This window comes from Mycobacterium sp. 94-17, from assembly GCF_035617725.1.
Lineage (GTDB): Bacteria > Actinomycetota > Actinomycetes > Mycobacteriales > Mycobacteriaceae > Mycobacterium.
In genome coordinates, this window is the sequence record NZ_JAPIYN010000010.1 from 40,421 (window position 1) to 53,905 (window position 13,485).

At 67.9% G+C, this 13,485-nt stretch carries 13 protein-coding genes; 8 read left to right on the forward strand and 5 right to left on the reverse strand.

All coding sequences use genetic code 11. The features are described from left to right. Nucleotides 1-18 precede the first annotated feature (18 nt). A complete protein-coding gene (locus tag OQ789_RS13505) occupies nt 19-1,305 on the forward strand; it encodes an O-acetylhomoserine aminocarboxypropyltransferase/cysteine synthase family protein (protein WP_324686433.1) in 1,287 nt (428 codons plus the stop codon). Between the two features lie 18 nt (nt 1,306-1,323). Here OQ789_RS13505 and OQ789_RS13510 read toward each other — a convergent pair whose 3' ends face one another. The 3 genes from OQ789_RS13510 to OQ789_RS13520 are packed head-to-tail and all read right to left on the reverse strand — an operon-like array spanning nt 1,324 to nt 4,925. After that, entirely contained in the window at nt 1,324-2,712 is a 1,389-nt protein-coding gene (locus OQ789_RS13510; protein ID WP_324686434.1) for a hypothetical protein, read from the reverse strand. Between the two features lie 37 nt (nt 2,713-2,749). Then, nucleotides 2,750-3,364 carry an FMN-binding negative transcriptional regulator gene (locus OQ789_RS13515; protein ID WP_324686435.1) on the reverse strand — a complete coding sequence of 205 codons (615 nt, stop codon included), beginning with the start codon at nt 3,362-3,364 and terminating at the stop codon, nt 2,750-2,752. Between the two features lie 22 nt (nt 3,365-3,386). After that, nucleotides 3,387-4,925, reverse strand: a complete 1,539-nt coding sequence (locus OQ789_RS13520) for an amino acid adenylation domain-containing protein (RefSeq protein WP_324686436.1) — start codon at nt 4,923-4,925, stop codon at nt 3,387-3,389. Between the two features lie 99 nt (nt 4,926-5,024). Between OQ789_RS13520 and OQ789_RS13525 the strand changes: the two genes are divergently transcribed. After that, nucleotides 5,025-5,303: an acyl carrier protein gene (locus tag OQ789_RS13525; RefSeq protein ID WP_420716111.1), complete on the forward strand. Its 279-nt coding sequence runs from the start codon at nt 5,025-5,027 to the stop codon at nt 5,301-5,303. Continuing rightward, complete coding sequence (locus tag OQ789_RS13530) at nt 5,300-5,725, forward strand: 4'-phosphopantetheinyl transferase superfamily protein (protein WP_324686437.1); 426 nt, start codon at nt 5,300-5,302, stop codon at nt 5,723-5,725. The genes OQ789_RS13525 and OQ789_RS13530 overlap by 4 nt, the downstream gene beginning before the upstream one ends. A gap of 5 nt (nt 5,726-5,730) precedes the next feature. On the opposite strand, the gene OQ789_RS13535 is transcribed toward OQ789_RS13530, so the two are convergent. Both OQ789_RS13535 and OQ789_RS13540 read right to left on the reverse strand, forming a co-directional pair. Then, a complete protein-coding gene (locus OQ789_RS13535; protein WP_324686438.1) occupies nt 5,731-7,362 on the reverse strand; it encodes a hypothetical protein in 1,632 nt (543 codons plus the stop codon). 295 nt (nt 7,363-7,657) lie between these two features. Beyond that, complete coding sequence (locus OQ789_RS13540) at nt 7,658-8,353, reverse strand: sensor domain-containing protein (RefSeq protein WP_324686440.1); 696 nt, start codon at nt 8,351-8,353, stop codon at nt 7,658-7,660. Nucleotides 8,354-8,593: 240 nt separating this feature from the next. Between OQ789_RS13540 and OQ789_RS13545 the strand changes: the two genes are divergently transcribed. From OQ789_RS13545 to OQ789_RS13565, 5 genes are all read left to right on the forward strand, one after another. After that, nucleotides 8,594-8,905, forward strand: coding sequence for a hypothetical protein (locus OQ789_RS13545; protein WP_324686442.1), 312 nt, complete (start codon nt 8,594-8,596; stop codon nt 8,903-8,905). A gap of 58 nt (nt 8,906-8,963) precedes the next feature. Next, entirely contained in the window at nt 8,964-10,142 is a 1,179-nt protein-coding gene (locus OQ789_RS13550) for a glycosyltransferase family 4 protein (protein WP_324686443.1), read from the forward strand. 12 nt (nt 10,143-10,154) lie between these two features. Then, nucleotides 10,155-11,315, forward strand: coding sequence for a glycosyltransferase family 4 protein (locus tag OQ789_RS13555; protein ID WP_324686444.1), 1,161 nt, complete (start codon nt 10,155-10,157; stop codon nt 11,313-11,315). A 23-nt stretch (nt 11,316-11,338) separates the two neighbouring features. Further along, the gene (locus OQ789_RS13560; protein ID WP_324686445.1) at nt 11,339-12,529 is read left to right on the forward strand and encodes a cellulase family glycosylhydrolase; all 1,191 of its coding nucleotides are present in this window, start codon (nt 11,339-11,341) and stop codon (nt 12,527-12,529) included. A gap of 160 nt (nt 12,530-12,689) precedes the next feature. Then, the gene (locus OQ789_RS13565) at nt 12,690-13,475 is read left to right on the forward strand and encodes a class I SAM-dependent methyltransferase (protein WP_324686446.1); all 786 of its coding nucleotides are present in this window, start codon (nt 12,690-12,692) and stop codon (nt 13,473-13,475) included. Nucleotides 13,476-13,485 lie beyond the last annotated feature (10 nt).

The window sequence follows — 13,485 nt, forward strand, 5'->3', positions numbered from 1 at the left end:
CAGAGGAGCGCCCGCGCCATGCACGACGAAACCATCGCCATCCACGGCGGCTACACACCCGACGGGACGCGCGCCGTGGCCGTACCCATCTACCAGACGGTGGCCCACGACTTCGCCAACGCCGCCCATGCCGGCGCCGTGCTCGACCTGGAGACGCCCGGCTTCCACTACAACCGGCTCAACAACCCCACCCTGGAGGTGCTCGAGCAGCGCATCTGCGCCCTCGAAGGAGGTTCGGGTGCCCTGGTGGTGGCGTCGGGCATGGCCGCCATCAGCTACGCCATCCTGACGGTGGCCAGCGCCGGCTCGAACTTCGTGGTGGCTCCCCAGCTCTACGGCGCGACCTTCACCTACTTCGCCCACGTGTTACCCACCCTGGGCATCGAGGCCCGCTTCGCCGCCGACGACCGTGCCGAGTCGATCGCCCCGCTCATCGACGAGAACACCCGCGCCGTCTTCTGCGAGACCATCGGCAACCCGGCCGGCAACATCGTCGACCTCGAGGCGGTGGCCGCCGTGGCCCACGCGGCGGGCGTGCCCCTTATCGTCGACAACACGGTGGCAACACCGTTGATGCTCAAGCCTTTTGAGCACGGGGCCGACGTGGTCGTCCACTCGCTGACGAAGTTCGTCGGCGGTCACGGCACCGCCCTCGGCGGTGCGATCGTGGACGGCGGCCGGTTCCCGTGGGCCGACTACCCCGACCGCTTTCCGATGTTCAACGAGCCGGAGCCGGCGTTCCACGGCGTCGTCTTCGCCCGCGACTTCCCCGAGCGGCCCTTCGCCGTGCGGGCCCGCTCCACCCAGCTGCGCAACAGCGGGGCCACGCTGTCCCCCTTCAACGCCTTCCTGCTGTTGCAGGGCCTCGAGACGATGGCGCTGCGGCTCGAGCGCCACGAGGCCAACGCGCGGGCCGTGGCCGCCCACCTGGCCGCCGACCCCCGGGTGGCGTGGGTGAGCTTCGCCGGCTTCCCCGAGCACCCCTACCACCACCTGGTCGACCGCTACCTGCACGGGCGCGTGCCGTCGATCATCACGTTCGGGGTCGAGGGGGGCTACGACGCGGGGTTGGCGTTCTTCGATGCCCTCCAGCTCATCAAGCGGCTGCTCAACCTGGGCGACGCCAAGACCCTGGCCATCCACCCGGCCTCCACCACGCACCGCCAGTTGTCCGGCGAGGAGCTGGCGCGGGCCGCCATCCGGCCGGAAACCATCCGTCTGTCCATCGGGATCGAGCACATCGACGACATCATCGACGACATCGACCAGGCCCTGGACAAGGCCACGGCCGGCTCGGCCGGCTGAGCCGGCCGTGCGGCGCGATCACCCGGCGCCGAACTGCCTCGACTTTCCCGACCACAGTCGCTCCACCGAATCAACCTCGCGCACAACGACATCCGGCTCCGCGCCGCCGTGCCGGCGAAGCACGTCGGCCAGTTCGGTGTGCAGCCGGGGCAGGTCGCATGAGCCGTCGGTCACCACGGACACGTCCACACCCTGGCGGGTCTTGCCGACGAAGAAGTTGACGACGCCGGGGGCGGCCAGGATCGCGCGCTCGAAGGCCGCCCGGGGCACCACGGCACCGCCCTCGTACTCGAAGGCGCCGTCGATGCGGCCGTTGACGGCGGTGATGCGGCGGTGCGCGCAACCGCACGGGCACGGCTCGTCGGAGAGCGTCACCGCGTCGACGAGGTCGTAGCGGATCAGGGGTTGGGTCGGGTTGAACAGGTTGGTCAACAGCAGCCGCTCGGCGGGTTCGCCGTACGGGACGACGTTGCCCTCGGCGTCCGCGGGCTCGAGGATGACCAGGTCGTCGGCAATGTGCATGCCTTCCCCGACGCCGCAGGGGAAGGCGTAGGTGCCCTCCGAGCAACCCCAGAACTCGGAGGTCTCGACGCCCCACGCGGAGCGGACCGCTTCGCGCACGGGTGGGGTGCAGACTTCCCCGGCGACGCTGACCCAGGTCGGCCGGATGGTCAGCCGTCCGCTGATCGCCTCCTGGGCGAGCTCCCAGATGAGGCTGGGCCAGGCCTGCAGGGCTTGCACCGCGGGCGCGGCGTCGTTGAGGCCGGCGACGATCTCGTCGAGGGGTTGCGTGCCGGCGAAGCCGTGCGAAGCCGGCCCGCCGCTGTCGAAAGTGCTGAAGGCGTGAAACACCCCGGATTCGTGCCTGGTGCTGGTCGCGAAGGCCTGCGCGAGCACCGCGTCCGGGGCTTCGCCGCGGCGGCCGGTCCAGCGCGAGCCCTGCATCACGAAAGTGACGAACGCGTCCCAGCCGTAGACGTGGACGGCTTCGGTTCCGATGTAGCCCGACGTGACGATCGCCCGGAACTCGTCGTCCAGATAGCCGTCGCCGTCCAGGGCGTCCAGGTGGTCCCGGACCCGCGACAGGGTCAACCCCGGCACCGTGACCAACCGGTCGAACTCGGCCATCATCTCGGCTCTGGTCAAGACCGGCAGCGAGGGAAGGTCGGCTTCGGTGAAATTCGCCAGATCGCGTCCGGCCAGGCGTTCCCGCCAGAACGGCGAACGGCCGGCGGCGCACGACAGCAGGTCCCGAAGGCGCCGTTCGCGTTCCGCCGCAAGGCGTCCCGCGTCCCATCGCAGCCGGCGCACGCCCTTCAGATAGGCATCCTGCAATTCGGCACGCTGGCGCCGGATCAGCTGCTCGTAGTGTCCCCCCGACGTCGCGCCGGTCGCCCTCGCTTGCACCCGGCGATCGTAGCCCAGGCACCGCGCCGGACGGCCCTCACGCGGGCCGCGCTCGCCGCACCGCCTCGGCGGCGTCTTCGCGCCCGTCGGCGATCAGTCCCGAGATCACGCCGTCGACGTCGGCGGCGGATCGATTCTGGCTGAGCTTCAACTTGGCCTCGACTCGGGTGATCAGTAATTCCACTCCCACGATCGCGCGCAACTGCCCCTCGATGAACGGAGGCGGGGCGTCGTCGACCGACCATGACCGCGGCCGCCCGGCCTCATGGCGTCCCGTGAGATCACGGACATTCCGTTCGACCCAGGCCGGGTCATCGTGGACGGTGAGTCGCCCGTAGACGTGCGCGGTGATGTAGTTCCATGTGGGCACGACCCGTCCGTGCTCGGCCTTGCTCGGATACCAGCCCGGGGAGATGTAGGCGTCCGGTCCCCGCACGATGACGAGTGCCTCACCGAGCGCCGGACGCCGCCACTGGTCGTTCTGGCGGGCGAGATGGCCGCGCAGGGTTCTCGCGCCGCGGTCGTAGACGAACGGCAGCATCGTGGCGACCAGGCCGTCCGGCGTCGCGGTGATCAGGTCGGCGGCGCCGTGGTGGGCGAGCAGGTCGTCGACGGCCTGCTCGTCGGCGGCGAAATGGCCCGGGATGTACATGGTGTCCAGTATGTCGGCCGGCTCACGCTTCCCGGTTCGGCGGAAACAGGCCCGCCTCGTGCAGCAGCCGTCGCTCGTCGACCTTGCTAGACGACGTCAAGGGCAGATCGGCCACCAAGACGAACTGGTCGGGCAGCATCGTTTCGGGGAGCCGCGAGCCGGCGGCCTGGCGGACGGCGAGCGGGGTGAGCTCGCCGCGGGGCACCACAAACGCGACGACCCCCAGATCGCCGTCGCGATCGAAGGTGGTGCACGCCGCCGCCGCGACCTCGTCGATGCCATCGAGCGCCTCGGTCACCTCGACCAGCGACATCCGGACGCCGTGTCGCTTGATGACGCGGTCCGAACGCCCCGCGTACACGTAGTGTCCCCGTTCGTCGCGGAAGACGAGGTCACCCGTGCGGTAGAGGGTGGTCCCCTCGATGACGTCCGTCCGCAGCGCAGCCGCGGTCACCGCCGGGGCGTTCAGATAGCCGGCCATGAGCTGCGGTCCCCCGACGTACATCTCGCCGATGACGCCGGGCCGATCCACCAGCTCTCCGTGTTCGTCGACCAGGTAGAACGAGCTCCCGGGATGTGGATGGCCGATCGGAACCGGCCCCGCATCGAGCAACTCGGGCGAGAGCTCCAGGTGGGCGACCGCGATGGTCGTCTCGGTCGGGCCATACCGGTTCACCACCCGCAGCCGCGGGCTGGCGGCCCACACCGCCCTGATGTCGGCGGTGGACGGCGCTTCGCCACCCAGGGCGATCACCCGCAGCGGGGTGTCGGCCAACCGGGCCATCCGGCCGCTGGACCGGAGCAGCCGCAGGTAGCTGGGAGAAAAGCTGGTGACCGTGATTCCCTCGCCCTCGACGATCGAGAAGAACCTGCGCGGGAAGAGCAGGGCCTCGCGGTCAGGGATGACGAGGGGGACGCCGCGCACCAGCGGGGGAAAGATGGCGGAGAAGGACCCGTCGAAGTGCACGGGCGACACGCACAGGGCCCGGTCGTCGGGGCTGAGACCCACTGCGTCGGCGCAGGCCTGGACGGCGGTGAAGAAGGCGTCCGGGGGGATCTGCACGCCCTTGGGCCGACCGGTCGTCCCCGAGGTGTAGATGATGTAGGAGATGGGCCCCGTCACGGGTGGCGGCGTGGGCCCGCCGGCCGCGCTCAGGGCCGCAAGGGGGGTCCACGCCGTGTCGACGGGAAGTCCCGACGGCGCGGCCTGGCCGGCGTCTGCGGTGATCACCTGTGCGGGCCGGCAGTCGGCCAAGATCTGGGCGCGACGAAGCTCCGGATCGCCGATCGCGAGCGGAACGAACGTGACTCCCGCCCACAGACAGCCCAGCGCCGCCACCACGAAGTCCACCGAGTTGCCGATCAGCAGGGCAACCCGCTCCCCGGGCCCGACGCCGCCGGCACGCAGGCCCGCGGCCACTCTGCCCGCTGCGACGCGCAACTCGCCGCGGGTCAGCGCCCGATCGAGGTCGACCACGGCGGGCCGATCCGGGGCCCGGTCGGCATGATCCAGCACCGCGGCCAGCACGCCGCCATCCGTCACGCCTTCTCGCAGGTGCACGCCCGCCATTCTCGCTCACCGGTGCAGGTCGCCGGAACTCGTGCGCCCGGGCGAGCCGAGTGGACCCGGCCGAAGCCCTGTTTAATAGGTCTGAACGTGATGGCTGACAGTTCAGACCTAGGGGGAAGCGTGATCCAGGAGCGTATTCGGGACGTCCTGGCCGCCCATGGCCGCATGGAGGTCGATGCGCACACGGTGGACAGCGAGGCCGATCTCTACGAGCTCGGCTTGACGTCGCATGCGTCGGTCAATGTGATGCTGGGGCTCGAGGACGCGTTCGACATCGAGTTCCCCGACGAAGTGCTCAAGAAGTCGACGTTCGCTTCCATACGCAACATCGAGCAGGTCGTCGAAGGCCTGGTCACGTCGTCTGCGTGACGCCATCGGCCGGCCCGCCGGGCGAGGTTGACGGCCACCACCTGCGCGTCGGCTGCGACATCGTGGCGATCCAGGAGGTCGAGAACTCGCTCACGGCGTTCGGGGAGCGCTACCTGCGCAGGGTTTTTACGGCGAGCGAAGTCGACGACTGCCGCGCCGGCAACCTGGCGCAAAGGCTGGCGGCGCGGTTCGCGGCCAAGGAGGCCGCCATCAAGGCATTCGCGGAACCCGACTCACCGTTTCCGCTGCGCGAGATCGAAGTGACGCGGGACGGCCCGCTGCCCCGGCTCCGCTTGAGCGGGACGGTCGCCGAGGGGGCACGCCGCCAGGGCTGGCTCAGCTCGTCGTTGTCGCTGTCGCACGCCGAGTGTCACGCGATGGCCGTCGTCGTGGTGGTCTGTCGGTCGGCCGAACCCGGCTAGGAATCTCACGCGCTCGCGGCGCGGGCCATGGCCACCGGGAGCACCGCGGTGCGGATGGCCGCCAAGATCGCCGGGTGATTGGCGGCGTGATCGCCTGAGGGTGGGGCGATCAGGCGGGGCGGGCGCGGCATTGTTCGCAGCCGGTCCAGGGCCGCCTGACCGCCGTTTTCGGTGAAGTGCTGCACGTCCTCGGGCGAGGCGATCACCGTCACGGCGGTTTCGCGGCGGGCGAGCGTCGTCAGAACGTCCTCGGGCAGAAACACCAGCCCGGCCCGGCTCAGCACCCACAGGGCACATCGCGGGAGGCGGGTGTGCAAGAACCTCTTCGTCCGCGCCCGGGCCGGGGTCAGAAGCGCTCTGAGGCGCTTCGTCCAGACCGCGTAGGCGATCACCGCGACCCGCGATTCGGACGGGCCGTCGCCCGTGTCCCCAACCGCGTTGGCACGCAACGTCTGCCGGCGCGCGTCCCACTGCGACAGCACGGTCGGGGCGACCCGCCAATTCCACGGCTGCGGATTGACCAGAATCGCCGACTGCGCACCGACCGCGCGGGCGGCGTGAGCGGCGTACCAGGATCCGGAGCAGATTCCGACGAGCTCGAGTGCACCGGCGTCGTGGCGCGCATGCCCGGCCACCGCTACGGAGTCGGCGACATCGGCCTTGGAATACACGTTGCGCCAAGGGTTCCGGCTGACCTGGCCCGACAACCCCAGTCCCGCCGGGTCCCAGCGCAACGCCTGCGACCCGGCCGCTGCGATGCGACGTGACAGTTCGACCCACTCCCGGGCGGGCCCCACGTGCAAGTCGTTGGCCGACACGAAGAACACCACGGTCTTCGCGAGCGCGGGGCAGCCGCGCCGGGGCCGGGTGCGGACGGCGAACAGGCCGTTGGGCTCGATGCGTTCGATGCTCTCGACGACGTCGGCCCCGCCAGGGCCGGGCATGGTCACAGTCGTGAGGTATTGGGGTACGGCGCGGTGGGTGGTGGCGGGCACCTTTCGATCGATCCACTCGGTGATCGAATCGACCGCGGCGAAAGGGATCGGCAGCAACAGCCCTGTCGGGCGGGCGCATTCCGGCAGGCCCTCGGCGATGACCAGGTCGACTCCCCCGGCCGACGCCATGGTGGTGACGCGGCTGTCGGTCTCGGCTGGCCGTCCCACCACGAGGACGTGGTCGGCGCCGTAGGCGCTGACCGGATCGGCAGCCATCCGCAGGGCGGAGAATTGTGCGGCGGCGTGCTCGCTCAACCGGCCGCCGATGATCGACACCTCCGCGGGCCGGGTTGCGTCCTCGCCCACCGACAACCGATAGAGAGCGGTGTGCTCCCGCAGATAACGCCTGCCCGTACCGGCGGGATCGAGGCAGACGACGTTGCCGACGGCCTGGGATTGGGCCAGGTACTTGTCGAGGATCAGGCACCCGGCGCGGATGCCGATGGCGGTAGCCGACCGCGCGCCGAGCAGGGTGAGGTAGTCGAGTGCGTGGCCCACGCTCGCCACCCAGTGGGCGACCGCGTCGTCGCGGCCCTGAGCGTATGCGGAATCACCCAAGCCCAGGTAGTCGAAGCGCAGCACGGCGAAACCCCGGCGCGCCAGGCTGTCGGCCAGGATCCGGTGCAGCCGGACACTGTCCATTCCCTCTTTGCCGAGCGAGCCACAGATCAGCACCCCGCACCTGATCTGGTTGTCGGCCGGGAGATGAAGCACGCCGAACAGAGGCGAAGCGGACGGTCCGAAAAATGTAGGCACCTCTGTCGGCGCCGCTGTCGTCAGCTCTGTCGGCACCCCTCTTGTCGAAGACGGCATCGTGCGCCCGCTCCGAGGTTGGCTTCCGCCGCCGCGGACGGTCGCGTTGTGCTGCTGATCAATCAACGTTCCGGCCTATTCGTGCGTAGATGGACGTATACCAATAGTGCGCCAGAGACCTATATTACATACTATTGGACTGTATTGGGTCCTGCACTTTGGCCAGCTTCGCCGCGATCTGATGGGCGATGTCCACCCCGGCGCCGCCCGGGCTCGCGGCGACGGAGCACGCCGCGACATCCACGGCGACGTTGTTGCTGACCGTCAGCGCGCGCTGGCAGGCCCATCCGCCCTCCTCGCCCCGAGTGACGCTCAGGGTGTTGGTGATGTCGGTCATCCGCCCCACCGTCCACACGGTGTCGGGCGTGCCGGGGTCGTTGATGCCGGGGTCGTTGATGTAGTGGTACTGGCGATTCGAGCAGGCCGACCAGCGCCGGGCCGATGCGTCGAAGAAGCGCGCCGCGGTGGCGGCGGACGGAAACGACACGACCGCTTCCCAGATTTGATGGATCAGGTCGGCGGATTCGCGTTGATACTGCGAGCGCATGGCGAGCCACCCGCTCCCGTCGTAGACCGAGGTCTGCACAGGGGAGTCGATGAACCGGCAATCCTGATCCGGGACGTTGGCACTGTCGTCAGACATCTCGGTGGACGTTTCGTTGACCAGCCCGTTGGCGTTCATCGCAATCTCGATTTCGGCGGGGCCGAGCAGCACCCCGTCGAGCGCGCCCGCCCCGACCGGAGCGTGGGTGGAGCCGGTGCAGGACGTGACGACAACGCACGCGCCCCCCAGTGCCAGCGCCGCTGTCAACCGCCGCATGTTCGTCGCCTCGATTCGTCGCTCGCGAGCCCCGCCCGGGCGCCACGGTCAGCGACGCTCCCCGACCGCCGGCGTCGCCTCAAATACCGTGAGCATCTCGATACGGTTGATACCATCTGAATAGTATGTATAGTTACAGTAGCACGGATATCCGGTATGTCATGCCGGCGTTTTGAATCGGCCCGCTCGGACACCGCGGAGCGCCCGTCACGTCCGTTCGCTTTCGTCTAGGAGAAGCACATGTCGTTCCCGACCACCCAGCGCACGGTCGCGGGCCCCGGCACGGCGATGATCCGAACGAAGAAGCGGATGACCGAATCGGCGTTGGCCGTCGTCTGCGTGTACACGTTCGTGGCCTGGGTCTACGTCGCCGTGTCCGCCCTGGTGGCACCCGACACCCTGCACCTGCGGCTCACCCACCTCTTCGCCTGGCCGCACGAAGACACCTTCGGTGTGATCTGCTTCGGCCTGTCCTTCGCCTCGGCGCTCGGCTGGCAACTGATGCGGGCCCGGCGGCGTTGCGCTCCACAGGGGGACGAAAGTGAGGGGTAGTCGACTTCGCGGCCAGGCCGGCGTCGAGACCCCCGCGCCGATGCCCAGACTGGCGATCGTGACGGATGCCGTCGCGCCGTGGCACAGCGGCGGCAAGGAGACGCGAACCTGGCATTATTCGCAACAGCTCGCCCGCAGCGGGTTCGAGGTGCACATCTACACCATGAAATGGTGGGACTCAGGGCATTTCACCGATCAGGGACCCGTCCGGTTGCACGCGTTGTGCCGGCAATGGCCGCTCTACACGAGGCAGCGGCGCTCCATCGTTGAAGCCGTTGCCTTTTCGCTCGCCTGCGTGCGGCTGCTGACCGTCCCCTTCGATCTCGTCGAGGTCGACCAGATTCCGATCCTGCCGCTGCTGGCCGTGAAAATGGTTTGTCTGATCCGGCGCAAGCCCATGGTCGCGACCTGGCACGAGGTCTGGGGGAAAGACTACTGGCAGAGCTACCTTGGCGGCCTCGGCGCGGTGGCGGCGCTCCTCGAGCGGCTCGTGCTGCGTCTGCCCGACCGGATCATCGCCGTGAGCGAGGGCACCGCGCAGCGCGTCCGCCAGATCAGCGCCAGGCGGACGCCCGTCGTTGTCGGCCACAACGGCATCGACCCCGACGAGATCCTCGGCGCACCGGCCGACGGTCGGTGCACCGACCTGTTGTTCGTCGGAAGGCTGCTGGACCACAAGGGCGTTGACGCTCTGATCGATGCGGTGGCGGAACTTTCCGGGCGCGGCACGTCGCTGTCCCTCACGGTCGTCGGCAAGGGTCCCGAGGAAGCAGCCCTTCGTCAGCGCGCCGCGGCCCTCGATGTGGCGGCACAGGTCACGTTCACGGGCGAGTTGCCGACCCATGCCGAGGTGATCGGCCGAATGAAGTCCGCCCGCCTCATGGTCTTCCCGACGCGACGGGAGGGTTTCGGGCTGGCGGCGGTGGAGGCCATGGCCTGCGGCACGCCCGTCATCACCACCGAACACCCCGACAACTTCGCTCGTCTGCTCATCGCGCCGGGGCGAAACGGCTATCTCTGCAGGCCCGATGGGCGTGATTTGGCAGACCTGATCGTGCGGGCACTCGCCGAGCGTCCAATGCTGTCGCTGGGGGCGGTAGAGACCGCGAGTCGCTACACCTGGCACGAAGCCGTCGGTCGCTGCCTCGGCACCTACACCGGAGCAAAGCGCAACTCCTCCACCCCCCATCGTGACGAAGCGCTCTGCGTCACCGGCCGGCCCAGCCATGCGGGTTAGGGAGGGACTAAAGTGTCGGTGACGGATCTGCGTTTTCGCAGAAGCCAGAAATCACAACGGGCCCAACGTATTTCGCCGCACGTTGTCCACGTTGCTCCGTACTATCCGCCGCACATCGGCGGCCTCGAGACGGTGGCCGACGCGATCGCGCAGGGCCTGGCCTCCACGCACGTCGTCGACGTCCTGACCTCGAATTGCGGGGCACGGCGCAGCCCGCGGCTGGAGCGGCACGGTAACCTCACGGTGCGCCGCCTGCGCACGGTCGAACTCGCGCACACCCCCGTAATGCCTTCGCTGCTATGGCATTTGCTGAGGCTGCCGCGTCACGCGGTGATACACGTGCACGCCGCGGTCGCGTTCTGCCCCGAGGTCGTATGGTTGGCCGCCAAAATCCTGCGCCGCCGTTACGTCGTGCACTTCCATCTCGAGACCGACGCCTCAGGGATCTTCGGCTTCCTGCTGCCCTGGTACAAGAGCCTCCTGCTGGGCCGTGTCCTGCGGGCGTCCTCTCGGGTGGTCGCCGTGTCCCCGGACCAGCCCGCGGTTCTGGTGCGAGAGTACGGCGTCGCGGCGCGGCAGATCGTCACCATCCCCAACGGGACCGACAGCAAATTCAGCGTGACCCCGCGCCGGGAAGCGCCTGTGACCCGAGCGTTCCGTTGGCTTTTCGTCGGGAGACTGGTCGCGCAGAAGAATGTCGGCTTGCTGCTCGAGGCGATGTCGGTGATGTCGCAGGAGGCCGAGTTGGTGATCGTCGGCGACGGGGAGCAGAGAGCGACGCTCGAGGCGCTGGCACGCCGTTTGGGGCTCGACGGCGTCTCGTTCGCCGGAGCACAACGCGGGGACGACCTGTTGATGCAGTATCGACAGGCGGATGCCTTCGTGCTTCCCTCGAGAAAAGAGAGCACCGGCCTGGTTCTCTTGGAGGCGATGGCGACGGGGTTGCCGGTTGTCGCCACCAATGTGGAAGGCAGCAGGGAAACCGTCGGCCCGGATGGTTTGCTTGTCGAGCCGAACGCGCGGGCGCTCGCCGAGGCGATGGACAGGGTCACCGCCGACCGTTCGCTATGGAGCGGGCTTGCGCGCCGCAGCGCCGCCCGCGCGGAACAACACTCGTGGAGCGAGCCGTTGGAGCGCTTCCGAATGCTGTACGCGGCGGTCCTCGCCTCCTGATCCGGGCGAAGGGGACGTCAACGATGATGGCTGCAACGAAATTTGGCCGGCGGGGCATGCGCGCGTTGACCATTGGGGCGAAGCGCTCGCTGGTGATATTGCTCATCGTGACCGTGCTGTGGTCGATGTCTGCGTTCTGGCGCACAAAGGGTCAGCAAATCCCCCAGCCCACCTTTACCGGGTACGCGGGCAATCATCTGCGCGTGGGGATTTCCTTCGGCAACACGCTGCCGTCGATGACCGACGACGAGCTGGCCGTGGCGCTGGATGACGTGGTCGAGACCGGGGCGCGCTGGATCAGGTTCGACATGCCGTGGATCGACATTCAACCGACGTCTGCCCAAAGGTATGTCTGGGGTCCATTCGATCGAATCATCGCGCAAGCGCAGCGCCGTAAAATCGGCGTGCTGCCCATTATTTCCTATACCCCGCCGTGGGCGAGAACGGCCGGTTGTTCCAGCATGTTCTGCGCTCCGCGGGACCCCGCTGAATTCGCAGCTTTCGCAGGCGCCGCGGCCAAAAGATATTCACCCCGCGGTGCCCATTACTGGGAAGTCTGGAACGAGCCGAATTACAGCCATTTCTGGCAGCCGAGCCCGGACCCGGCGGCCTACACAAGATTGCTGAAAGCCGCCTCGGCAACGATCCGACAAGCCGACCCGCATGCTTTTGTGGTGATGGGCGGATTGGGGACGGCCGAAACGGGGGTGGCCGGCAATATCTCCATTTCCGACTTCCTGTCTGCGCCCGCAGAGTCGCCGCTGCGGCTTGTCGACGCCCTGGCGGTGCATCCCTACACGTACCCCAACCCCGCCAGTCGCGGTCCCTGGGCCGACCCGTCACTGCCCGACGATTCCGGGCTGCCCTACCTGCGGCGGGTGCTGGCAAAGGCGGGTACACCGCATCTGCCGATATGGATTACCGAGTACGGGGCCCCGACGGGCGGCGCCGGTCCTGCGTGGGGCGGGTCGGACGATAGCCTCGCGGCCGAGCCCGATCATGTGACCGAGGTGCAGCAGGCCGTGCTGGCAAAGGATGCGATTGCGACTGCCCGGTCGGAACCGATGATCGGCTCGCTGTTCTGGTACACCTATCGCGACGTCGCCTCCCCCGCCGACAGCGTGGAGAGCCACTTCGGAATCACGCGGGTCGACGGATCGAAAAAGCCCGTCTTCGCCGCCCTGGCCGACGCGGTCAAAGGGCTTATTCAGTGACGGTGGAATCTGCCGGCGAACCCGCGCATACGGCACGACGATGTTTCTCGGGATAGGTGCTCGAGAAACAATTTAGTGACGCGGGATTATTCGCCGTTCCCCCATGGGGCTGCCGTTTATACACATTGCCCCAGGAAGGGTTTTCGGGTATTATCGATAAATGCTGCAGAGCCCTTTGAAACTTGCGTACGGCACCGCGCGCCTGGCGGTTACTCGGCCTTTTGAACTGGTCGACAGAATTGAATCGTGGCAAGAGGTCAAGCGCGACGGCCGGCGATATTCAGACGGGTCGATTACTCTCGCCGATGCAGCGGCACGTTGTCAACAAGATGCCTTCGCGGCAGTGCACGATTTCCTGGGACTGCCGGACTGCAGCACCTGCCACGAAGAGATCCGCGCGATTTCCGGCGAAGTGAGCGCGAGTTCACCGGCGGGTCACCCGTATGACGCCGGCGAGATGTTGTCCCCGACGCTTTGGATTTTGGTCAGGCACCTCAAGCCGCTCAACATCGTGGAGACGGGGGTGGCGCGGGGCGTTTCCTCGGCCTTCATGCTCGACGCGCTCGACAAAAATGGCGCCGGTCATCTGTGGAGTATCGATCTGCCCGCCATCCGGGGAGACAGGGAATTCACCGGAAGCGCGGTGCCGGACAGGTTGCGCAACCGCTGGACGTACATCTTGAGCTCGAGTCGTCGGGCACTCCCGCCATTGCTCTCCGAGCTCGGCGAAATCGACGTGTTTCTGCACGACGGACTGCACACGGCGGAGACGATGACCATGGAATTTCACCACGTCTGGCCGTATCTGACGAAGAACGGTGTGCTGGTCTGTGATGACATGCAGTCGAACACGGCCTTCATCGACTTCGCTCGCCGTATCGACCGCAGGCCACTGCTGATGGCGGAGGCGGAAAAGGGCACTGCAATCGGCCTGATCAAAGCCTGATATTCAGGCG